Below are 21872 nucleotides of genomic sequence, written 5' to 3'. Positions count from 1 at the left end.
GGAGGTGATTTATATAAAATTATTGTTTATATGTAGTCAGAACAAATGGCGAAGCCTAACAGCAGAAAAAATATTTAATGGAATAAATCAGTATGATGTGAGGTCAGCGGGGACAGAAGCAAATGCCCGTATTAAAGTCACAGACGGTCATATTGGATGGGCTGATATAGTATTTGTTATGGAGAAGAAACATTCTAGAAGGCTTAAAAATAAGTTTGGTGATTTACTTAATAATAAGAACATAATTTGTTTAGATATACCTGACGATTATCAATTTATGGATGAAGAATTGATTGAATTACTTAAATGTAGAGTATCAGAGCATATTGAAATAGATAATTAGGATATATTATAGAGAGGTTCTCTTGAATCAAGACTTTATATATATAATAGTAGGGTAATTTTAATATAAGTTTTAGTTTTAATTAGATGAATTTGTTAGGAGCCAGACAGTTTTTTAACATCAGATTTTTCCGCATCCTATTTTGTACATTATAAAATAAAACTAGCAGAGATAGAAATTGCTTATTATACTCTGCTATTAACTTTAGGAGGTTCGCTATGAAATTTATTATTATAGGTTCGGGTGGCTGTGTTAGTACACCAAGACCATTATGTAAGTGTAATGTATGTAATCAAGCAAGAGATATGGGTTATCCTTATGCAAGATGTGGTTGTAGTTTGATTTTACAAGATATTGGTTTGCTAATTGACACACCAGAAGATATAACCCATGCTCTAAATAATTCACAAATAGAGAAAATTGATTATATATTTTATAGCCATTTAGACCCAGACCATACTTTAGGTATTCGAGTTATTGAACAACTTAGACTTGATTGGCTTGGCTTATCAAAAAATAAAAAATGTGATAATCCACTCCAAATCATGGCACTTCCCAATGTATTAGATGATATAAATGCTATTAGAACAAAATATGGTTCTATTTTGGATTATTATGAATCAATGAATCTTATAAAACGAGAAAGTATTAATGATGAAATTATGATTGGAAATATTAAAATTTCATTTGTTCCTGTTAGTAAAGAAGGCAATGTAACTATTTTTGTCTTTGAGAAAAAAGGAAAGAAATTAATATATGCACCATGTGATGTAAAACCTTTCCCATCAAATGAAATATTCAAAGATGCAGATTGTCTTATTATTGGTAATACAATTGTTGGCACAATTTTAAAGGATGGATTTAAATTAGAGGATAATAATCCATTAAATAGTGAATTATTCACATTAGATGAAGTAATAAATATAAAACAAGAATATGGGATTAAAAATGTTATTATTACACATTTGGAAGAAGATTGGGGAAAATCATATGATGACTATTGTGATTTAGAGAAAGAATACGAGAATGTTAGGTTTGCATATGATGGTATGACTATTGAACTTTAACATACACAAGATGACGTTTGTAAGAAACAAATGGAGATAATACATGTTTAGCTCCACAAAGTGGGTAAAGATAACATTTTAAGTCTAAAATGTTATCTTTTTTTTGAATTGTCGAAAAATGACAGAAAAAAATGTAATAAATTAGATTATTATGGTATTGATTGTAAAAAAAAACAATGTTATAATGGACTAGCAAGTGTAGATTTCACTTGTTTCCGCCTGAAGCAATACTAGGCTAAGTTAGAGAGAAATATAATTGTTTTATTAACGAAGGAAATATTATATATAAAAAATTAATAAAGGGGTGTATTGAAAGTTAAAAGGAGAAAAAAGTATAGAAGAATGCATATTTGAGTACAATGCATTTGAAAGCTATTAAACCTATAGAATGATAGCATTTAATATAAAAATCAGTGAAAAAGAAATTAAAAAACAATGGGATAATTTCTGGATTAGTCTTTAACAAATAGTTTAAGATATTTCAGAAAATTTTTTATGCTTAAATTTTAGTAGATTATTAAGGCTTAAGAAGGGGGGTTTATGGATACATTTATAGCAAGACAGCCTTCCGGATGAAGTACTGTTAAATTCAAAAGAATTTCAACTTGGTGAAGATGTTATTTTAAAAGCATATTTACAATCCTGTGAATGGGTAAATGACGTTATGCCATTCAATGGATGATTTTATATCAAAGCCATTTAACTTGGAATATTTAAGCAAAATAATAAGGAAATGCACATTGTAAGTAAATTAAAACACATTAACTAGGGGGAAAAATATGAAAAGTATTAAAGCAAAATTAATAGTTTTTTTAGGATTATTAATAGGGGTTATATGCATAGGACTTGGGACAGTTTCTTTCATGAATTCATCAAAGGCACTAACCTCCAATCTAGGTAAGACGCTACCTAAAATTGCTGTGCAATCAGCAAGTAATATTCAAGGGATAGTTGAAGGACAGCTGAGTTCACTAGAGGTTATAGCAGCAAGTAATGAAATAAAAGATACTAAAAACTTGTGGGAAAATAAAATGACCATACTTTTAGAAGAAGTTAAAAGAAGTGGACATATAAAGATGGGTATTGCAGATAAAAATGGTGATGTAAAATATACCGTTGGAAAAAGTGTTAATGTTAAGGAAAGACCATATTTTCAAAATGCGTTGTCTGGTAAAAATAATGTATCAGATCCATTAGTAAGCAAAGCAGATGGGTCCGTAGTAGTGGTATATGCAGTGCCAATTAAAAATAATAATGAAGTTGTAGGGGTATTAATTGCAACAAGGGACGGAAATAAACTAAGCGATTTAACTAATCAAGTTAAATTTGGCGAAACAGGTAATGCATTCATGATAAGAAAAGATGGAGCAACCATCGCACATAGCAATAAAGATTTAGTGATGAAAATGTATAATCCTATTGAAGAGGCAAAAAAAGATGTTAAGCTACAATCTTTAGCAAATATTGAAAAGAAGATGGTCTTGGGAGAAACTGGAATAGATCATTTTAAGTATGACGGAATAGACAAATATGTAGGATATGCACCAGTTAAAGGAACCCAGTGGTCACTAGCAGTTGTAATAGCAAAGACAGAGGTGTTATCAGAACTGGATAGTCTAAAAATTTCTGTTATGGTATCATCCATATTATTTTTATTAATTGGACTTGGAATAGTTTATATGATTGCTAATAATATATCTAAAGGCATAAAATCAACTTCAAAGCATTTGGATTTATTAGCAACGGGTATTTTAAATGAAGAGGTTTCTCCTAAGTATTTAGCATTAAAGGACGAAGTTGGAGATATGACAAGTTCAATGCAAACAATGCAACATTCCCTAAGACAAATGATTAATCGAATAAAAGATAATTCTTCAAATATTAATATGCAATCAGAGAATCTATCTTCAGTTGCAGAAGAGATATCTAGCTCATCACAAAATGTGGCTGAAGCAATAAATCAAATTGCAGAAGGAACAGGCACACAGTCTGAGGATTTAATAAATGTAACAGAAATTCTTGATAATTTCAGCAATAAATTATCTGGGATGGTTAGTGAAATTAAGATTGTAGATTCAAATTCTAGAGAAATCAGTTCAATGGCAAATGAGAGTAGCAGTGAAATGAATAAATTAAATCAATCTGTAACAAAGGTTAGTGATTCATTCAAGACCTTTAACGGTAAAATTACTGGACTTGCAAAAGACATAAATGAAATAAATGAAATTACTAATATAATAAATAATATTGCTGGTCAAACAAATTTATTAGCACTGAATGCTGCTATAGAAGCAGCTAGAGCAGGGGAATCAGGACGAGGATTTTCTGTGGTAGCAGATGAAATAAGAAAACTTGCTGAACAATCAAAGCTATCATCTGAGAGTATTAGTAAATTAATTAATGTAATATCTAAAAATACTGATGTCATAGTTCAAGACTCTGTGGAAATGGATGATGAACTTATAAACCAAGTTAATATTATAAACAGTTCAATAACATCTTTTAGAAAAATTATAGAATCAGTGAATGAAGTAATTCCTAAAATAGAAACTGTAAAAATTTCTGCTGAAGACATAGATAGGGATAAAAACAATATTTTGAGTAGCGTGGATGGTGTATCAGCAGTTTCACTTGAAGTTTCAGCTTCTTCAGAGGAAATTGCAGCATCATCAGAGGAAATGACCGCGGCTACCCAAGAAGTGGCAGCAGCAGCACAAATACTTAGCAGTATGACCAATGAAATGATTGATGAAGTAAGCAAGTTCAAAATTTAAATTATAAGCAATATTAATATTAAAGTAAGGCTATGTTTAAGAAAAATGTTGAAAATTGATATTTTCTGAATATTTGGGTGTAATAAGACTATATGAAGGATTACGGAGGTCTTATTATGCCAAGTGTAGCGTCAGTGAAGAAAGATATAGAGGCTTTAGGAACAACAGGACAGGAAGAAATATTAAATTATCTTGAAGAAGTTATTGTATTAGGTTCTTTTACTACCGTAGTTACTAACGAGGTTAAAGAGAACCGATTCTCCAAGGGAAAAGTCTGCCCCCACTGTGGCATGAGGAAGTATCAAGAAATGGCAAGTTCAATGGCAAACAAAGATATATCTGTAAGTCCTGCCGAAAGACCTTTACTGACCTTACACGTTCACCCCGTTACAACAGTAAGAAAGATATTAAAAAGTGGATATTATATTCTAAATGTATGATAAATAGTTATTCCATAAGAAAATGTGCCGAGATAGTCGAGATTAGTGTGCCTACATCTTTTTATTGGAGGCATAAGTTTTTAGACGCTATCAGAGTGTATATGGGTATTGGAAATGTTGGTGGAGTTATAGAAGTTGACGAGGCATTTTTCAGAGAATCCTTTAAAGGAAATCATAAGAAAAGCACTACTTTTATAATGCCACGAGAACCTCATAAACGTGGGGTTAAAGGCAGTAGGAGCAGTAAGGATGAAAAGAGAAAAAGAGGTATATCAAAGGAACAGATCTACTATGTGCCATTGATAGAGTAGGAAATATTATGACTGAACTAATATGTAAAGGTAGAATGAAACATACAGATTTAGAAAGGCTCTTCACAGGCAGGATTGAGGATGAATCTATCCTTTGTACTGATTCACACAAGAGTTATATTAGATTTGCACAAAATTCAGATGTTGAACTACAACAAATTAAACGTGGGAAGCATAAGGAAGGCATTTACCATATACAGCACATAAATGCTTTTCATAGTAAACTAAAAGAATGGATGTATAGTTTTCACAGCGTAGCCACAAAATACCTTGCTAACTACATGTTTAAATGGTTACAATTTTTTAATACAGAGAAGGATACTGTAAAAACCAAACATTTATTAGTCCAGTCGCATACATCTCATTCTGATACAAAGTTAAAAGACTTTAAAATCAGGGAAGCAATTTATATTTAATTTTGTTAAATATTCGAATAATTACATTACTATGTTGTATAATTAAATACGGACACAATAGTAAAATATTACGGTGCAATTTTATTAAAGAGTGTTATAATTTACAATGGAATGAAAAAGCATTCTCACAAACCATTATTTTAAAATATTCAAGATTAAAGGAGCGTATTTAAAATGGCAGGAAACCGAATGATTTGTATTACAAATAGTGTTGATTACTCAACAATTAGAAAGGCAATGTGTGAAGGTACAAGAACAGTAGAAGAATTAGTTAAAAAGACAGGGGTTTGCACTACTTGCGAAGGATGCAAAAGTGAGCTTGCGCAAATCCTTTCTTCTGTTTGTGGTTGCAAGAAAATTTCACTTAAAACTGTGATTGATTCCGTTAAAAATGGTGCTGATACTGTAGAAAAGGTTAGCGAAGCTACAGGAGCAGGTACAGGAGAAAATTGCGGCAGATGTAAGTCACTTATTGCGAATATAATTGAACTTGGTAGATAAGGCAAAATAGAAGTTAAGTTACAACGCATTTTTCATAAAATGTGAATTAAGGGAAGCCATTTTTGGCTTCCCTTAAAAATTGTCATATTATCAACACTGTTATTAAACATAGCCTAAAGTAAATATGAAGCTACATGAAGTGGCAAAGGAAGCCGTTCTTGCATACCAAAAAAATGATATAATGGCAGCAGAGGAAGGTCTCGAAAAAATGGATATGTGTTCAGTAAAGGTATTTGCTATACTGGATAAAATAAAAAAGGCATTAACTTAATAATAAATAAAAACAGATAATAAAGTTTAGTAAAGGTTGAGTAATTAGTGCAGGGTTTTCCCTTCATCGTTGCCTAGCCTTTATTTTTTTAAAGAGATATGGAGTTATATTAGGTTTAGTGGTAATATTTATTATATAAGAATAATATTAAATAACATGGTTATAAATAGGAGGGGATTTGATGAGTAAATGTAGTTTTATTGTAAGTTTGCTTCCATCTCAGGTAATGACTATGGTTAAAAGCGAAGAAAATAGTGACTTAGTTTATGAAGAGTTTCATGACATAGGAGATGGCAAATACAATGGAACCTTAATATTTGAAAAATATTATATGAGAGCAGGGAACAGGGCTGCTTTAGTAGTACTAGTGAACAATTTTAATGGAAAAACTATAGTAAAGTCCATTGCTACTGGTAGTTCTCAAGGAATGCTTTTTAATTTTGACTGGGGTGCAGCTGATAGTTTTGCTGACAGCATTAGAAGAATATTAAAGGGTTATATTACCGAGGAAATAGATTGATTTTTTTAACTAGTAATTATAATATAGAGGGGGAATAAAATATGGATAAGGTTATAAAAGAAATTGCAAAATTTATTGGAATTAAGATATTAATACTTTTGAGTATATCATTATCCCTATCTGCACTTTTAGCTTACTCTGATGGAGCAAATTTCTTTAAATGTATGAAGATAATGGGAATATTATTTGTTATTATGGGTGTAGCTGCATTTGTTCCAAGTGAAAGGGCAGTTATAAGTAATTTTCAAAATCCCAATATGTTTACAGGATATAAAAAACCATACAGTGAAAGGATGCTTCAAGGCAATATGGTAGTTTTTAGTAAAGGTGGAGTTCAAGTTATTATAGCGGCCATAATTATAATAGGATTAACATTTTTAATGGAACAATTAATATAGTAAATTATTAAGCCTGGCATTTAGATCTAACAGACTAAATAAGAGGCTTTTATTTCTCATATTCTAATAGCAGGGAGATGATAACATGTTTCATATAATAATGGGTCTACTTATGATAATTACTGGTGTAATATCTATTGTCTTTGGGAATACTCCTAAGTTTATAAAAAAACAGAATATTAAAGATGAGAATACCTTAAAAAAATATCTTCTTGCTCAAAGATTATTATACACAATAGCAGGATTGAGCTTTGTTATAATTGGAAGATATACTCTTTTAGATCCACTAATCAATTGGCAATATAATATTTTGATTGGGCTTCAATTAATATTTATACTGATTAATTTTGTATTGAATAAAAAATATAAAGTGAAAAATATAAAGTAAGCAGTATTAGGAAAAACTGCTTACTCCTTTTTTCCTAAGTTTAACCCATGTCACAAGTAACAATATCAATGCTATTGTACAAACGCCCGATAGTATAAAGCAAACTCTAGCGCCATATTTCTCAGCTATAAAACCAGAAAATAGGCTTCCTATAGGAGTAAATCCAGCAAACACAAGTGAATATACACTCATTACTCTTCCTCTGTATTCATCCTTAGAATTTAGCTGCAGCGTGGAATTAGCTGTGGTGGAAAAAAACATATTGAATATGCCAGTTATAGCTAAACTTAGTGCAGTAAGATAATATAAATTACTCATGCCTGTAAAAATTAACATTACGCCAATGGCAATAGAACTACCAACCATAAGAATTCTATTTGGACCGCCTTTACTTTTAAAAGTAATAAGAAGTGCTCCAATAAGGGAACCTGCACCAAGCGCAGATAATAAAATTCCATAGGTTTTTGCATCCATATGTAGTACATTTTTTGTAAATACAGGTATTAAAACACTGTAGTTAAAAACAAATACTCCCATAATACTTACGAGTATCAAGGTTTCTACCAAAATAGGATTCTTTATTATATATTTAAGACCATCAACTATTTCCTTAAATATGCCTTTTTCAGAACTCTTCATTCTTACATAAGCCACTGCTTCAATGTGAACCAGTCCATAGATTACTGCCATAAAGCTAAAACCATTTAATAAAAAACACCATCCCGCTCCAAGGTATCCCATAAGCATAGCTCCAATAGCTGGTCCTATAATTCTTGCTAAATTAAAAGTGGCAGAATTTAAAGCAACTGCATTCATCAAATCCTCTTTACCTACTATTTCCATATTAAAAGCCTGTCTAGTTGGCATATCTAGTGTATTGCAAAATCCAAGACATAGCGCTAAAAGTATTATATATTCGTACTTTAGTGTATGTGTAAACACTAATCCAGATAATATAAAAGCTAATATCATGGATACCGTCTGAGTGAAAATCAGTATTTTTTTCTTTGGGAATTTATCTGTTACTACCCCAGCAAACAATGAGAAAAAGGTTACGGGTAAAAATTGCATGGTTCCAACAAGTCCAAGTAAAAATGGTGAACCTGTTAAGGAAAGCACTAGCCAAGATTGACCTATGTTTTGTGTCCAAGTACCTATTAAGGAAACACATTGTCCAAGCCAAAAATATCTATAATTCTTATGTGTGAGAGCATGAAAGTTATTGTTAATAAATCGTTTAGCAGAAGCCAGTATATCCACTATTATCATCTCCTAATGTGCTGCATCATCTGTAAAATGGTCATTTATGTTGGTGGCATTTTCACCCATTCGTTCTAATAGTACTAAGGCAGTTTCCTTTTCCTCTTTACTAAATCCTAAGAATAAAATATCTGTCCAAGCCATCATAGCTTTTCTTACCGTAGGTTTTATTTTTAATGCTTTATCAGTAAGGTAAACATTATAGGCTCTCTTATCTTTCACATCTACTATTCTAATAATATACTCATCATCCTCTAACTTTTTAATAGCCTTCGCTGTGGTACCTTTATCAATCTTAAGGTAATCCGATAATTCCTCCTGCCTTATTCCATCTTTCTTATATAATGCATTTAAAAATATATATTGACCTTTATTTATATTATATTGCTTAAGTTGCCTTCCCACATATTCATGGCCATGTCTGTGCAAAAGAGAAATCCACCTTGCTACAGAGTTTCTATTTTCATTCATTTATTTATACCTCCAAAATTAGTTGCACTTCCTACTAATTTAATAATATAACATTTTAGTTTCCATTGCAACTATTATTAATTCTTATCAATATGACATATACGACATATTATAAATAAATATACAATTTGAATTTGTAATTTTGAGATTGTATATTACAAAATTATTATTTTATTCATCTATTTAAATATTAAAGTATAAAAGGAGAAGCAATCCATGGATAAAGAAAAAATAATAAAACAGATTTTACCAGGGGCGTTAGTTGCTTTTGAAAAGTATGGCCTTTTTCCTTCGGTTACTATGGCGCAAGCTATACTAGAAACAGGCTGGCTTAAGGTTGTTAAGGGTAACAATATATTTGGTATTAAGTGGACAGACGGTTGTGGATTTGAAGCTCAAGAATTTCTTACTAATGAAATGATTAATGGAGTTAAAACTCCTGTGATGGCTAAATTTAGAAAGTATAGCTCAATAGAAGAGAGCATTTTAGATTATGGGAAATTCTTAACAAATACTCGATATAGAGGCGTATTAAATTCGGATGATTACCGCAAGGCTTGTTACTTGGGATGTATTTTTAAAATAAGAAAATAAAGTAAAATAACAAGTTAAGGATTTTAATATACCTAGCTTGTTATTTACTTTATTCTATAAGAAATTATGAAACACAAGTAAATGCAATATTTAATTTATTGATGTGATTTCATTTCATATTCAGTTAAAAAATCCACATGGGCATTTAAAATCTCATCTTCAGCTGAACAGCTTTGCTTGTAATACCAGTCTTTAACAGTTTTATCGATTTCAGCATCTGTACCTTGTGGTTTGAATGGGTATACAACAATAAGTTTTTTTGTTTCATTATTTCTTAATCCGATTTTTTCAGCACTTGCAAAATTTTTCATATAATTTGCCTCCCTTTTGATCAGTCAACAGAGACTGTCTATATCTGCTTATTTGTTTTCTCTTACAATAAGATTGTAAATAATAGTATAACACTAATAATATACAAAAACTTCCCCAATTGCAAATATTTAAAATTAAGATTTTATGACTATTCACTTAGCAAAGGTTCCATCATCAATATCCTTAAAGGCTTGCTTAAGTTCTTGCTGGGTATTCATCACAATTGGACCACCCCATGCGATTGGTTCATTTAATTGGGCTCCAGAAAACAGAAGGAAACGAAGTCCTTTTTCTGATGCTCTGGCGTATAGCTCGTCGCCATTATTAAAAAGCACTGCTCTTTTACTAGAAAGTAAAGTCTCATCAGAATTATCAAACCAGCCTTCACCTTCTACTATATAGATAAACAAGGTTGCATCTTTTGTGGTTTCTAATTGCCAAGTTGCACCAGCTTTCATATCCACGTCCAAAAACATCATTTTTACATAGTCACCTTGCACTGAACCTGAATTACCCTTATAATGTCCGGAGATAATTCCTATTGTACAACCAGCTTCGTGGATTTTAGGCACCATATCTGCTCTTATATCTCTGTACTTTGGCGCTACCATTTTATCTTTGCGGGGTAGGTTAAGCCAAAGCTGAACACCTAACATTCTATCCGAGGGCTGAGGCATTTCTTGATGGAGGATTCCACCTCCAGCAGTCATCCATTGGCAGCAGCCATCTAATATGTTTCCTTTGTTTCCTAAACTATCCTCATGCTCGATGTCCCCACTTATTAGGTAAGTAACCGTCTCAATTCCCCTATGAGGATGCCACGGAAAACCTTTTGTGTAATCAAATGAATCATAAGAGTCAAAAGCGTCTAACATCAAAAATGGATCAAACTCCACAACATCCGGGCTACTAATAACCCTAACAAGTTTCACTCCGGCTCCATCGTATTGAGTGGTTCCGGTTACTAATTTGCGTATTGTTCTAAGTTGCATAATGTTCCTCCTCCTTGGCTAATCTAATTGTGCTATATACTATTTGTATAATTATAGCATGTATATGAGAATAAATACTTACAACTATGTAAACTTAATTTGGGAAGTACTATATTAAAATAAATATGAAGATACTTAAAAAATAGTTTTATATAAAGGTTTTTAATATATTTTGTAGAATAAAATATATATATTCAAAAACAAAGATAACATAGCATCTTATAAGAGGCTGTAGTTATGGAGAATAAAATTAAAATAGATTGCTAATGTATTTTAATTTTAAATATATGAAGAGTTTGGGAGGATAAATAATATGTTTGACAAAAATTACAAAATAACAGATGAGACAGTTTGGCAAGGACGAACTGATAGTGAAACCAATTATGATGCTTTTAGATGGCACCAATGTGTAAATATAATAGATCTAAAAAATGCTGATTTAGTTGCCTATACTGGAAAACTTGGTTTTGCTTTTATTGGGTTTTGTTGTGATGAAGGTGTAAGGCTTAACAGAGGAAGAACTGGAGCAGCAAAGGGTCCCCAAAGTATAAGACGTGCATTAGGTAACCTTCCATGTAATTTTTCACAGGAGGTAAAACTTTTTGATGCAGGAGATATATACTGCGAAGACTGCACGCTTTTGGAAAGCCAAGATATTTTAGCCAAAGCAGTAGAAAGAGTTTTAAGCTTAAACCTTTTCCCTATTGTTTTAGGAGGTGGCCATGAAGTTGCTTTTGGAGATTATATGGGTATATTAAATTACTTATCACAAAAAAGTGAGCAACCGAGTATTGGTATAGTAAATTTCGATGCTCATTTTGATTTGAGACCTTATACACAAGGAGCAAGTTCCGGAACAATGTTTAGACAAATAGCAGATATTTGTAGCAACAGAGATCTTCAATACGCTTATATGTGTATTGGAATTCAAAAGCACAGTAATACTATAGATCTTTTTAAAACTGCGGATAGGCTAGGAGCTAAATACATGCTTGCAAAGGATATTATAGATGGTGATGATTGTGAAGTGATAAACAAAATTGATGATTTCATAAAATTAAGAGATTATTTATATGTAACTATATGCTCTGATGTGTTTTCTACAGCTTTTGCTCCAGGGGTAAGTGCAGCACAGCCACTTGGACTAGATCCAGAACTTGTACTAAAGTACCTAAAATATATTTTAAAATCAAATAAAGTAGTGTGCTTTGATATTGCTGAAGTTTCACCAAGATTTGACCAAGATGATATTACAGCAAACTTAGCAGCTATATTGATTTTTTCAGTTATTAATACACTATGTGAAATAAATGGTTTATCTATCTAAGAGAGAGCAGGGCGACAGTTCCTTTACTTGAGTCATAAAAAAAGTAAGAACCTGAGTGAAATTAATACTCAGGTTCTTACTTTATGGTATTAAGTACTTCAATCTTTATTTTCAGTGTCTATATTTTTATCCATATAAATTATCTCCCAAAGGTGACCATCTAGATCTTGAAAACTCCATCCATACATAAAACCTTGATCATTGGGTTTATTGGAGGTTTTTCCACCGGCAGCCAGAGCTTTATTTACAATTTCATCAACTTTTTCCTTGTTATCAACAGATAATGCAACAATGACTTCTGTGTTCTTTTTGGCATCGGAGATCTCTTTTTTTGTGAATGTTTTAAAAAATCTTTCAATCAATAACATGACAAATATGTTTTCGCCAACATTCATACATGTGGCATTTTTATCAGTAAATTGAGGATTAAATGTAAAACCAAGTTTAGTGAAAAAATTTATGGATTTTGTAAGATTTTTAACCGGTAAATTAACAAATATTTTTGTGTTGTTATTCATAACCTCATCACCTTTCTTTTTTACTTTTAAAGAAAACTAAAAGTTGTAAGAAAACAGTTCTATTTTATTTAGCTAAAACAATAAGCAAATAACAATTATTATTGAGTAATTATAGCATATTGGACCTTATTTTAAAAGATATAAATTGTATAAATATTTTTAATATTCCGTAATTTTATTGATAATTTGAATAGCATATCAGAACTTCTTAGTTTCTTAAGTAAGTCTTGAAGGATAATTATGGATGTTTGTTGAATTATGTAAATAGAATATATCTATATTAGCTTTGGGGGTTGAGGTTATCATGTATTTGGAGAAAAAACCTATAAAAAGGTCAAGAATAAGACGCTTATTTGGTAGCGTGTATTACTCTGCTAAAAGATACAAGCAGTGGTATTTTAAAGGTAAAAATTATGCTAAGAATACAAGTGTTAAATTATATTCCTATGTTCTATTTACTCACAGTACACCTCTTTTAAGAAAACTTAAAGATGTAGATATGATACTTCAATACAATAAAATCACAAATCTTAAACTTGCAGCTGCGAAACTAAATGGTATAGTTATAAGACCAGGACAAACTTTTTCTTATTGGAAGCTTATAGGTAAGCCCACTTACAGAAAGGGATATTTAGATGGATTAGTATTATGTGCTGATGGTACATTTAAAGCTGGGGTAGGAGGGGGTCTTTGTCAGCTTTCAAATCTTATATATTGGATGACATTACATACTAATCTAACTGTAACGGAAAGGTACAGACATAGCCACGATGTTTTTCCAGATATTAACAGAAGCCAACCTTTTGGAACTGGGGCAACTTGTGCGTATAACTCTCTAGACCTACAAATTTATAATGGGACAAGTAGTGACTTTCAACTTGCAATATATCTAACAAGGGATAACTTAGTCGGAGAATGGATAAGCACAGAAGGGTCAATGAATAAATATGAAGTTTATGAGAAGGAACATTCTATTACACCTGGTATGTTTGGTGGATATGTAAGAAATAATAAAATATATAGAAAAATTTACAATCAAAATATAGGTTTAATTAAGGACGAATATATCACGGAGAATCATGCCTACATGACTTATGCACCGTACTTAACTGGAAAAGCTGAGTAATAATTGCGGTGTGGTTAGTTGAAGATATTTATAAAAAACATAAAAGGGGAAATATATGAAAAGGTTTGATGAGAGAGATACAATGTTTGCAAGAATGAATTATAGTGAAGGAAGCGAAATTTATAATGATTATTATAGTAAAAAACCTGATTTAAAGGAAGGTGATGATTCATTAAGAAGTTTACCAGCCATGGGAGGCCGTGGGTCAGTGATGTTTAATAGCATAAATTCGCCTATGGTAGATGCTTCCTTTAAATATTTATATGATATAAGAAAATTCAGCGAAGGTGAAGTTGCACAAAATAAAGCTGATGTGGACCCAGTTGCTATGACAGAAAAAATCAAAGGACTAGCTAAGTTTTATAATGCTAAATTAGTTGGTATAGCAGAAATGAAAGATTATCATTATTATACTCATAGGGGAAGACATGAAGAAAATTATGGTGAAGAAATTAATAAAAAACATAAGTATGGAATTGTGTTTGCGGTAGCTATGGATAAAGAAATGATTATGAGAGCACCAAAGCTTCCAGAATCAATAGCTGTTACAAAAGGATATGTAGAGTCAGCAACTATAGGAATGATACTTTCCTATTATATTAGGGAACTTGGGTATGATGCTAGAAATCATATGGACGGAAACTATTTAGTAGTAGCACCACTGGTAGCAAGAGATGCAGGGTTGGGTGAGTTTGGAAGAAATGGTCTACTTATTACTAAAGAAGATGGAGCTTGTGTTAGACTGGGAATAGTAACCACAGATATGCCAATTGTACCAGATGTACGAGAAGATTTTGGCGTTACAGAATTATGTTTAGATTGTGGAAGATGTGCAAAGACATGCCCAGGAAAGGCAATACCTAAAAGCGAAATGGCAGAAGATGAAGGCATATTAAGGTGGAAGATAAATGCTGAGGAGTGCTATAGAAGATGGAGAAGTTTAGGGACAGACTGTGGTATATGTCTAGCTAATTGCCCATTTACCTATGGTATATCAAAAGATTTAATTTCTAATGTTAAAACATCCTCAGAAACTAGGCAAAACATTTTAAAAGACTTTGACGAAAAGTACGGTATAAGGCCAATTATAAGAGAAGCACCTGAATGGTTGAAATAGGACTAATTTCTGAGATTATATTGACAGAAAAATACTTCGGTGATAGAATTAAAATATAGTTCGCTACAAGAACTATTTTGGAGGTCGTTTATGGATATAAACAAAATAGAAGAAATCATTTTTAATCATATTGAAGAGTTTAAGGTTTTGTTTTTTCCAGAGCAGTGGAGTGATATATTCTTAGATTTCTCTAAGAATGAAATATTAGCACTATTATTTTTGCATCGAAAAAAGAATGCTAATATGACGGAAATAGCAGAATATATAATAGCACCATTAAATACTACCACAGGAGTTATTGCCAGGTTAGAAAAAAAGCTAATGGTAGAAAGAGTAAGAAGTGACGAGGATAGAAGAATAGTTTTAATAACCCTTACAGATGTTGCGAAGATAGTAATTGAAAAGGAAAAGGCCATGATTACTAAATATATTATTGAAATTTACGGAAAACTTACTCAGGAAGAAATTTCTTCAGCTTTAAGTATTTATAACAAAATACTGGTCGTTTTTAAGGAAGGTGTAAACCCAGTCAAAGAAGAAGAGACGCCTGTTAAAAAACTAAGAAAAATAAATATTGAATAGCGCGGCGAAAACTGCGAGCGCGGTGTAAACCGCGAGTGCAGAGTACCTACGAACTCAGTATACTGAGAGCTCAGTGTAACTGAGTTATTTTTAAAGAAAATACTTCGATAAAAGAACTATTCATTTAAAGAATTAAAATTAGGAGGGATAATATGAAAAGAATTATTATTTTTACTGGAAAAGGCGGAACTGGCAAAACAAGTATCGCAGCAGCTCATGCATTGAAAGCTTCATTGGAGGGTTTAAAGACACTAATTGTTAGTACAGATATGGCACATAATTTAAGTGATATTTTTATGCAGGATATAAAAAATGAGCCTACTGAAATTCAGGAAAATTTATGGGGACTTGAGATAGATCCTAATTATGAAATGGAGAATTATTATGGAAGTATTCAAGCTGCTTTTAAAAAAATGATGGTTTTTAAAGATGAAAAGCAAGTAGAAAGTTTTGAGGATATTGTTGTGTTTCCAGGGATGGAAGAACTATTTTGTCTTTTGAAAATTAAAGATTTACATGACAAAGGTATATATGACCTAATAATTGTGGACAGTGCACCAACAGGAGAAACTATATCTCTTCTAAAGTTCCCAGAGCTTATGAGCTGGTACATGGAAAAATTATTTCCTATTGGAAAGGTCGCTATGAAAGTGCTTAGACCTATCTCTAAGATAGCTTTTAAAATAGAAATGCCGGATAAGCAGGCTATGAATGATATTGAAAAACTTTATATACTGCTTTCAGAGCTTCAAAGCTTATTAAAAAACAGAGAGATTTGTAGTATAAGACTTGTTACAATTCCGGAGAAAATGGTTATTGAAGAGACCAAGAGGAACTATATGTATTTAAATCTTTATAATTTCAATGTAGATGCTATATATATTAATAGGATAATACCAGAAGATATAGACAATAGCTTTTTTGATGAGTGGAAGTGTATTCAAAAAAAATACATGGAAGAAATAGATTCGGTATTTTTGAATCTGCCTAGGTTTAAAATTAAATGGTATGAGGTAGATATTAACGGTATTTACGGACTAAAAAGAATAGCTAAAGATTCTCTGAATGTTATAGATATATTAAAGGTTCAAAAAATAACTTTTAGTGAGAAATTTGAAAAGGTAGAAGGGGGTTATAAGCTTCAAGTATATGTGCCCTTTGGAGATAAAAAAGCCTTAGAAGTATATGAAACTGGTTCTGATATATCCATTAAAATAGGTAATTTTAAGAGGAATATTCCTTGCCCAAGTTCACTTAGAAAGTATTCAATAAGTAAAGCCAATTTTAATGAGGATTATTTATCTATATATTTTGGGGAGAAGGTGGATTAAATGAATAGTGAAATAATTAAAAAATTGATAAAAATAGAAAAACTAAAATATGAAATCATAAAGGATATTTTGCCTGAAAAAGCCTTAAGCAGGCTTAATAAATTTGAGAAACAGACAGCTACGGTTATAAGTGATATTACTTTGGAGGTTATGCGGGAGTTTTCTGAAGAAGATGAAGAAGAAGCAAAAAAAGAGATTAAAAAAGTTAAGGTTGATTTTCTATAATTGAATTGGAGGGATTAAAGTGAGAATTATTTTATATACAGGAAAAGGTGGAGTAGGAAAAACTAGTGTTGCAGCAGCAACCGCTTGCTTAATTGCAAAGCAGGGAAAAAAGGTGCTCATAATGAGTACCGATCAAGCTCATAGTCTGGGCGATGCTTTCGGTATAAAGCTATCTAATATTCCCACAAAAATTTCAGATAATTTAGAAGCTATAGAGGTAGATGCTCTTATTGAAAATGGAGCTATTTGGGGAAATATTAAGGGATATTTAGAAAAATTGATGCTATCAAAAACTAAAAAAAACATTGAAGTTGAAGAATTACTTGTGTTCCCAGGTTTTGAAGATCTAATTTCATTACTTAAAATTAAGCAGATTAGTGATGAAAATAATTATGAGGTGTTAATAGTTGATTGTGCTCCTACTGGAGAAACTATGTCACTTTTAAAATTCCCGGAGCTCTTTAAGTGGTGGATGGAGAAGATCTTTCCTATGAAAAGGAAGGTGGCTAAAATTGCAAAGCCAATAATTGAAGGTACAATAAAGATTCCAGTTCCTGATGATAAAACTTTTGATGAAATTGAAACCCTTTATAATAAAATTGATGAACTGCATGCTTTAATGCTCCAGAAGGATAAGGTAAGCCTTAGGATAGTTACTACTCCAGAAAAGATTGTTATTAAAGAAGCTAAAAGAAATTTTTCTTATTTGCACCTTTATGATTTTAATGTAGATGCAATAATTGTTAATAAAATAATTTCAGAGGAGGGGGGGAAAGGGTATTTCGAAAAGTGGATGAAGCTTCAAAGTGAAAACCTTAAAGATATAAGTGAAAGTTTTAGCCCTGTACCAATCTTTAAAACTGAGCTAATGCATAGTGAGGTTAGGAATTATGAATCCTTACTCAATATGGGGGAGAGCATATTTAAAGAGGCTTCTCCGGAGAAAGTGCTATTTAAGGATAAAATTTTTGAGGTTGAAAAATCAAGTACAGATGAAAGTTATTATTTAAATATAAACATGCCTTTTGTAGATAAAAGTGAATTGAATTTACTACAAAAGGGTGATGAGATTAGTATTTCCATTAAGAACGAAAAACGAAATTTTGTGCTTCCACAAAAATTATATTCAAAGAAAATTGTTAAGGCCAGTTATGAGGATGGAAAGTTAAAAATACAAATGTTATAATAGGCATTCCCTGTAGAGAATGCCTAAGTAATAAGGGATATTTAACATTTTATAAAAACATTTATAAATTATTTCATTTTAAATCCTTGTTTGTCTAAAAAATCTTTCATATGTGGTCTTTGAGGTTTGTCTATTAGACCAGATACTTGATTTGTCCATGTATCTGATCTTTTTCCCTTAGTTCTCTTTTTATAATAGGCACTAACTTGCGCATCATATTCTTCTATTTTTTTAGCATCGCCATCTATATTATACTCATCGGTTTTTAAAATTACCTCTAGAGGTAACCTTGCTTTTATATCTGGGGCATCATCTGGATAGCCGATGCACATCCCAAACACAGGGTATACTCCTGAAGGTATATTTAAAATCTTACACATTTCTGATGGATTATTTCTTATACCACCTATATAAACTCCACCTAGTCCTAGTGATTCTGCAGCAATTAAAGCATTTTGAGCAGCAAGCGTAGCATCTACAGTTGCTACAATAAAAGTTTCTGTATATCCTTCTAACATAGTTTTATGGTTGATTTCACAACAGTTTTTAATGCGATTTAAATCAGCACAGAAAACTAAAAATAATGGGCACTCTTCCACGTAACTTTGATCTCCTGCAAGATGTGCTATATCTTTTCTCTTAGATTTATCAACTACACTTATAATAGTATAGGCTTGAATAAAACCAGAAGTTGAGGCACTTTGTGCGCATTCGATAATTGTTTTTATGGTTTCAGCTTCCACAATTTGATCTTTATATTTTCTTATGGATTTGTGAGCTTTTAATAAATTTATAGTCTCATTCATATTTCCTACCACCTTCATTCATATTTGGGTCATGTACTTATGTCAATAATACACCATAAATTAATAAAAACAAAATGAACATTTAATATAAAAAATAAGAAAAGCTACCACTCAAAATCAGTGATAGCTTTTCGTGTGAAAAATAATATAGCAATGTTCAATATCTATTTTTTAATGTATGCCCTACATTTGATTTGAATTAAAAGTGACCACCGTAGATATATTAGTGTTAAATACATGCTCTACTCTAGGTAATGATATTCCCAAAGTTTCACGAAGTACATCTTCTACAGTTTCTACTGTCTTAATGGTTAATTGATTTTTAATTTCTTCAGGCACATCCTTTAGGTCAATTAAATTATCCTTTGGAATTAATATCTTTGTTATTCCAGCTCTTTGAGCTCCAAGTAATTTTTCCTTAAGACCTCCAATTGGAAGTACTGCTCCTCTTAAAGTGATTTCTCCTGTCATTGCAAGCTTTGGATCCACTTTTATGCCTGTAACAAGGGAAGCAAGTGCAGTGAATAATGTAATTCCAGCTGAGGGACCATCTTTAGGAGTAGAGCCTGATGGAACATGAATATGAAGATCTCTTTCCTTAAAGTTTATAGTATTAATTGGTAACCTTGACTTAAGGAGACTTAAGGAAATCTTTGCAGATTCTTTCATAACATCTCCAAGTTGTCCAGTCAAGGTAACTTGTCCAGTTCCTAGCATGTCCGTAGCTTCAATGAAAAGTATTTCTCCACCTACAGCTGTCCAAGCAAGTCCTGTAACAACTCCTGGTGGGTTATCCACTTGAGCTTTATCATGGCTTGAAACTTTTCTTCCAAGTAAATCATCTAGTGCATCCACAGTAACTTTAAATGGTAACTCTACTGTATTAGATACAATCTTCTCTGAAGCAACTCTAGCTAAGGTAGCTATTTGCTTTTTAAGTCCGCGAACTCCAGCTTCTAGTGTATACTCACTAATTATTTTTTGTAGTGCTTCATCTTCAATAACTAATTGGTCATTACTTAATCCATGCTCTTCGAGTACTGAAGGTATTAAGTGATTTTTACCTATATGGAATTTTTCATTCATAGTATAACTAGATATTGGAATTATCTCCATTCTATCTAGTAGTGGTCTAGGAATATTGTCAAGTGAGTTAGCTGTTGCTACAAAGAATACCTCAGACAAATCATAAGGTAGATCCAAATAATGATCAGTAAAGCTATTGTTTTGCTCTGGATCTAGTACCTCAAGTAATGCACTGGCCGGATCTCCATTGTAACCCATCATTAACTTGTCCACTTCATCTAAAACCATAACTGGGTTTATCTCTCCTGCCTTTTTAATGCTTTGAAGAATTCTTCCAGGCATTGCACCTATATAAGTTCTTCTATGGCCTCTAATTTCAGCTTCATCACGGATGCCACCTAAACTAAGTCGTATATATTTTCGATCAAGAGCCTGCGCAATGCTTTTTCCTAAACTTGTCTTACCAGTACCAGGAGGCCCAACTAGTAGTAAAATAGAACCTTTTTTATCATTTCTAAGCTTCATAACTGCTAAATGTTGTATTATTCTATCCTTCACTTTTTCAAGTCCGTAATGCTGCTCATCTAAGATACGTCTTGCTTCTCCTAGATTAATAGCTTTAGGTTCAGCTTTTTTCCAAGGAAGCTTTACTAATAGATCTAAGTAGTTACGTATAATATTATATTCAGCACTATTTTCACTTTGACTTTCTAACTTTTCAAGTTCCTCTAAGGCAGCAGTTTTTATTTCCTCTGGCATCTGAGCCTCTTCAATCCTACTTGCATAATCTTTGTCTTTTTTAGAGCCTTCACTTTTACCTTCATTTAATTCACTTTGTATAGCTTTCAATTGCTCTCTTAGTACTGATTCTCTATAATTTTTGTTAGCTTTTTCAGTGAATTTTTCTGCCATCTCAAATTGCAATTTTAGAGATTCTTTCTGCTTTAGAAGGTAATCCATAAATTTAAGGCTTCTTTCTTTTAAAGATTGAGTTTCAATTAACTCATACTTTTCTTCATTTGTAAGAGGCATAAATTGAGTAAGGTGACCTATTAGTTTATTTAAGTCCTTTTGATCTTCTACAATTTTCATGAACTGGTCTGAGCCCTTGAAATTTTCACTAACCTCACGAGTAACCTTTTTCACATATTCAAGCATTTCTTCTTGACTTTTTTCTGTAAGATCTATAAGATCTGGTGCAATTTCAAATTCCACACGAGTAAACCCATTTCCTATACTAAGATCTTTAATTTCTACTCTATCTAGCACTTTAATTTTCAATTGATATCCTTTTTCTGTTTTTTCAATTCCATTTACATGAAAGGAAACTCCAACCTTATAAAAATCCTCTAGCTTTAACTGACTTTGATTAAAGTTTTGCTTTAAAGGTAATGCAATACTAAATTGTTCCTTCTTAGCTAAATTTTCAAGTTCCTCTTCACTAATGTTATTTAGTTTCAAAGTATAAGCCATTCCTGGTAATAAAACTATGTCCGATACGGGTATTACCATCCCAGCTTTATTTTTTTTATCTATATTCATCATTATAATCATCCTTTCTTTAATAATA

23 protein-coding genes and 1 pseudogene are annotated in these 21872 nt (G+C 31.7%); 17 read left to right on the top strand and 7 right to left on the bottom strand.

All coding sequences use genetic code 11. The features are described from left to right. Positions 1–22 precede the first annotated feature (22 nt). The 9 genes and pseudogenes from G9F72_RS19850 to G9F72_RS19810 all read left to right on the top strand — a co-directional run bounded on the left by G9F72_RS19850 (position 23) and on the right by G9F72_RS19810 (position 7429). Positions 23–343 carry a low molecular weight protein tyrosine phosphatase family protein gene (locus G9F72_RS19850; RefSeq protein ID WP_224676187.1) on the top strand — a complete coding sequence of 107 codons (321 nt, stop codon included), beginning with the start codon at positions 23–25 and terminating at the stop codon, positions 341–343. Positions 344–561: 218 nt separating this feature from the next. Beyond that, the gene (locus G9F72_RS19845; protein ID WP_164958448.1) at positions 562–1410 is read left to right on the top strand and encodes an MBL fold metallo-hydrolase; all 849 of its coding nucleotides are present in this window, start codon (positions 562–564) and stop codon (positions 1408–1410) included. 779 nt (positions 1411–2189) lie between these two features. Beyond that, on the top strand, positions 2190–4184 hold the full coding sequence (locus tag G9F72_RS19840; protein WP_164958447.1) for a methyl-accepting chemotaxis protein: 1995 nt from the start codon (positions 2190–2192) through the stop codon (positions 4182–4184). A gap of 116 nt (positions 4185–4300) precedes the next feature. After that, a pseudogene (locus G9F72_RS19835) lies at positions 4301–5351 on the top strand (IS1595 family transposase). A 174-nt stretch (positions 5352–5525) separates the two neighbouring features. Beyond that, complete coding sequence (locus G9F72_RS19830) at positions 5526–5852, top strand: (2Fe-2S)-binding protein (RefSeq protein WP_164958446.1); 327 nt, start codon at positions 5526–5528, stop codon at positions 5850–5852. A 124-nt stretch (positions 5853–5976) separates the two neighbouring features. Further along, positions 5977–6123, top strand: a complete 147-nt coding sequence (locus tag G9F72_RS19825) for a hypothetical protein (protein ID WP_164958445.1) — start codon at positions 5977–5979, stop codon at positions 6121–6123. Between the two features lie 181 nt (positions 6124–6304). Next, complete coding sequence (locus G9F72_RS19820; protein WP_164958444.1) at positions 6305–6643, top strand: DUF6054 family protein; 339 nt, start codon at positions 6305–6307, stop codon at positions 6641–6643. 41 nt (positions 6644–6684) lie between these two features. Continuing rightward, entirely contained in the window at positions 6685–7041 is a 357-nt protein-coding gene (locus G9F72_RS19815) for a hypothetical protein (protein WP_164958443.1), read from the top strand. A gap of 85 nt (positions 7042–7126) precedes the next feature. After that, positions 7127–7429: a hypothetical protein gene (locus tag G9F72_RS19810; protein ID WP_164958442.1), complete on the top strand. Its 303-nt coding sequence runs from the start codon at positions 7127–7129 to the stop codon at positions 7427–7429. 6 nt (positions 7430–7435) lie between these two features. On the opposite strand, the gene G9F72_RS19805 is transcribed toward G9F72_RS19810, so the two are convergent. Both G9F72_RS19805 and G9F72_RS19800 read right to left on the bottom strand, forming a co-directional pair. Beyond that, positions 7436–8698 carry an MFS transporter gene (locus G9F72_RS19805; protein WP_164958441.1) on the bottom strand — a complete coding sequence of 421 codons (1263 nt, stop codon included), beginning with the start codon at positions 8696–8698 and terminating at the stop codon, positions 7436–7438. Between the two features lie 3 nt (positions 8699–8701). Next, positions 8702–9160: a MarR family winged helix-turn-helix transcriptional regulator gene (locus G9F72_RS19800; RefSeq protein WP_164958440.1), complete on the bottom strand. Its 459-nt coding sequence runs from the start codon at positions 9158–9160 to the stop codon at positions 8702–8704. A 216-nt stretch (positions 9161–9376) separates the two neighbouring features. On the opposite strand from G9F72_RS19800, the gene G9F72_RS19795 reads away from it, so the two are divergent. After that, positions 9377–9754, top strand: a complete 378-nt coding sequence (locus tag G9F72_RS19795) for a glycoside hydrolase family 73 protein (RefSeq protein ID WP_164958439.1) — start codon at positions 9377–9379, stop codon at positions 9752–9754. Positions 9755–9849: 95 nt separating this feature from the next. Here the strand turns inward: G9F72_RS19795 and G9F72_RS19790 are convergent, their stop codons facing one another. Together G9F72_RS19790 and G9F72_RS19785 are read right to left on the bottom strand one after the other, a co-directional pair. Further along, positions 9850–10065, bottom strand: coding sequence for a hypothetical protein (locus G9F72_RS19790; RefSeq protein WP_164958438.1), 216 nt, complete (start codon positions 10063–10065; stop codon positions 9850–9852). A gap of 153 nt (positions 10066–10218) precedes the next feature. Continuing rightward, positions 10219–11058, bottom strand: coding sequence for a pirin family protein (locus G9F72_RS19785; RefSeq protein ID WP_164958437.1), 840 nt, complete (start codon positions 11056–11058; stop codon positions 10219–10221). A 313-nt stretch (positions 11059–11371) separates the two neighbouring features. Between G9F72_RS19785 and hutG the strand changes: the two genes are divergently transcribed. Continuing rightward, complete coding sequence (hutG, locus tag G9F72_RS19780; RefSeq protein ID WP_164958436.1) at positions 11372–12385, top strand: formimidoylglutamase; 1014 nt, start codon at positions 11372–11374, stop codon at positions 12383–12385. A gap of 98 nt (positions 12386–12483) precedes the next feature. On the opposite strand, the gene G9F72_RS19775 is transcribed toward hutG, so the two are convergent. Next, positions 12484–12903: a VOC family protein gene (locus tag G9F72_RS19775; protein ID WP_164958435.1), complete on the bottom strand. Its 420-nt coding sequence runs from the start codon at positions 12901–12903 to the stop codon at positions 12484–12486. A 304-nt stretch (positions 12904–13207) separates the two neighbouring features. Here G9F72_RS19775 and G9F72_RS19770 point away from each other — a divergent pair, with 304 nt between their 5' ends. The 6 genes from G9F72_RS19770 (at position 13208) to G9F72_RS19745 (ending at position 18470) form a co-directional block, all read left to right on the top strand. Further along, positions 13208–14029 (top strand): VanW family protein, encoded by an 822-nt coding sequence (locus G9F72_RS19770; RefSeq protein ID WP_164958434.1) that lies wholly within the window; start codon positions 13208–13210, stop codon positions 14027–14029. Positions 14030–14084: 55 nt separating this feature from the next. Continuing rightward, the gene (locus tag G9F72_RS19765) at positions 14085–15146 is read left to right on the top strand and encodes a 4Fe-4S dicluster domain-containing protein (protein WP_164958433.1); all 1062 of its coding nucleotides are present in this window, start codon (positions 14085–14087) and stop codon (positions 15144–15146) included. 90 nt (positions 15147–15236) lie between these two features. Next, positions 15237–15728 carry a MarR family transcriptional regulator gene (locus G9F72_RS19760; protein ID WP_164958432.1) on the top strand — a complete coding sequence of 164 codons (492 nt, stop codon included), beginning with the start codon at positions 15237–15239 and terminating at the stop codon, positions 15726–15728. Between the two features lie 152 nt (positions 15729–15880). Then, on the top strand, positions 15881–17059 hold the full coding sequence (locus G9F72_RS19755; RefSeq protein ID WP_164958431.1) for an ArsA family ATPase: 1179 nt from the start codon (positions 15881–15883) through the stop codon (positions 17057–17059). After that, positions 17060–17284 carry a hypothetical protein gene (locus tag G9F72_RS19750; protein WP_164958430.1) on the top strand — a complete coding sequence of 75 codons (225 nt, stop codon included), beginning with the start codon at positions 17060–17062 and terminating at the stop codon, positions 17282–17284. A gap of 19 nt (positions 17285–17303) precedes the next feature. Then, positions 17304–18470, top strand: a complete 1167-nt coding sequence (locus tag G9F72_RS19745) for an ArsA family ATPase (RefSeq protein WP_164958429.1) — start codon at positions 17304–17306, stop codon at positions 18468–18470. Between the two features lie 68 nt (positions 18471–18538). Here the strand turns inward: G9F72_RS19745 and nfsA are convergent, their stop codons facing one another. Continuing rightward, complete coding sequence (nfsA, locus tag G9F72_RS19740; protein ID WP_164958428.1) at positions 18539–19276, bottom strand: oxygen-insensitive NADPH nitroreductase; 738 nt, start codon at positions 19274–19276, stop codon at positions 18539–18541. 183 nt (positions 19277–19459) lie between these two features. After that, a complete protein-coding gene (gene lon / locus G9F72_RS19735; RefSeq protein WP_164958427.1) occupies positions 19460–21847 on the bottom strand; it encodes an endopeptidase La in 2388 nt (795 codons plus the stop codon). Positions 21848–21872 lie beyond the last annotated feature (25 nt).

It is taken from the genome of Clostridium estertheticum, from assembly GCF_011065935.2.
Lineage (GTDB): Bacteria > Bacillota > Clostridia > Clostridiales > Clostridiaceae > Clostridium_AD > Clostridium_AD estertheticum_A.
This window is presented reverse-complemented; position numbering and strand designations above follow the sequence as displayed.

Excerpts from the sequence above, each read along its gene's own strand:
- nfsA (WP_164958428.1), bottom strand. The coding sequence starts at position 19,276 with ATGAATGAGACTATAAATTTATTAAAAGCTCACAAATCCATAAGAAAA.
- G9F72_RS19795 (WP_164958439.1), top strand. The coding sequence starts at position 9,377 with ATGGATAAAGAAAAAATAATAAAACAGATTTTACCAGGGGCGTTAGTT.
- G9F72_RS19765 (WP_164958433.1), top strand. The coding sequence starts at position 14,085 with ATGAAAAGGTTTGATGAGAGAGATACAATGTTTGCAAGAATGAATTAT.
- G9F72_RS19755 (WP_164958431.1), top strand. The coding sequence starts at position 15,881 with ATGAAAAGAATTATTATTTTTACTGGAAAAGGCGGAACTGGCAAAACA.
- G9F72_RS19815 (WP_164958443.1), top strand. The coding sequence starts at position 6,685 with ATGGATAAGGTTATAAAAGAAATTGCAAAATTTATTGGAATTAAGATA.
- hutG (WP_164958436.1), top strand. The coding sequence starts at position 11,372 with ATGTTTGACAAAAATTACAAAATAACAGATGAGACAGTTTGGCAAGGA.
- G9F72_RS19775 (WP_164958435.1), bottom strand. The coding sequence starts at position 12,903 with ATGAATAACAACACAAAAATATTTGTTAATTTACCGGTTAAAAATCTT.
- G9F72_RS19820 (WP_164958444.1), top strand. The coding sequence starts at position 6,305 with ATGAGTAAATGTAGTTTTATTGTAAGTTTGCTTCCATCTCAGGTAATG.
- G9F72_RS19840 (WP_164958447.1), top strand. The coding sequence starts at position 2,190 with ATGAAAAGTATTAAAGCAAAATTAATAGTTTTTTTAGGATTATTAATA.
- G9F72_RS19785 (WP_164958437.1), bottom strand. The coding sequence starts at position 11,058 with ATGCAACTTAGAACAATACGCAAATTAGTAACCGGAACCACTCAATAC.
- G9F72_RS19810 (WP_164958442.1), top strand. The coding sequence starts at position 7,127 with ATGTTTCATATAATAATGGGTCTACTTATGATAATTACTGGTGTAATA.
- G9F72_RS19830 (WP_164958446.1), top strand. The coding sequence starts at position 5,526 with ATGGCAGGAAACCGAATGATTTGTATTACAAATAGTGTTGATTACTCA.
- G9F72_RS19825 (WP_164958445.1), top strand. The coding sequence starts at position 5,977 with ATGAAGCTACATGAAGTGGCAAAGGAAGCCGTTCTTGCATACCAAAAA.
- G9F72_RS19845 (WP_164958448.1), top strand. The coding sequence starts at position 562 with ATGAAATTTATTATTATAGGTTCGGGTGGCTGTGTTAGTACACCAAGA.
- G9F72_RS19800 (WP_164958440.1), bottom strand. The coding sequence starts at position 9,160 with ATGAATGAAAATAGAAACTCTGTAGCAAGGTGGATTTCTCTTTTGCAC.
- G9F72_RS19760 (WP_164958432.1), top strand. The coding sequence starts at position 15,237 with ATGGATATAAACAAAATAGAAGAAATCATTTTTAATCATATTGAAGAG.
- G9F72_RS19805 (WP_164958441.1), bottom strand. The coding sequence starts at position 8,698 with ATGATAATAGTGGATATACTGGCTTCTGCTAAACGATTTATTAACAAT.
- G9F72_RS19750 (WP_164958430.1), top strand. The coding sequence starts at position 17,060 with ATGAATAGTGAAATAATTAAAAAATTGATAAAAATAGAAAAACTAAAA.
- G9F72_RS19790 (WP_164958438.1), bottom strand. The coding sequence starts at position 10,065 with ATGAAAAATTTTGCAAGTGCTGAAAAAATCGGATTAAGAAATAATGAA.
- G9F72_RS19770 (WP_164958434.1), top strand. The coding sequence starts at position 13,208 with ATGTATTTGGAGAAAAAACCTATAAAAAGGTCAAGAATAAGACGCTTA.
- lon (WP_164958427.1), bottom strand. The coding sequence starts at position 21,847 with ATGATGAATATAGATAAAAAAAATAAAGCTGGGATGGTAATACCCGTA.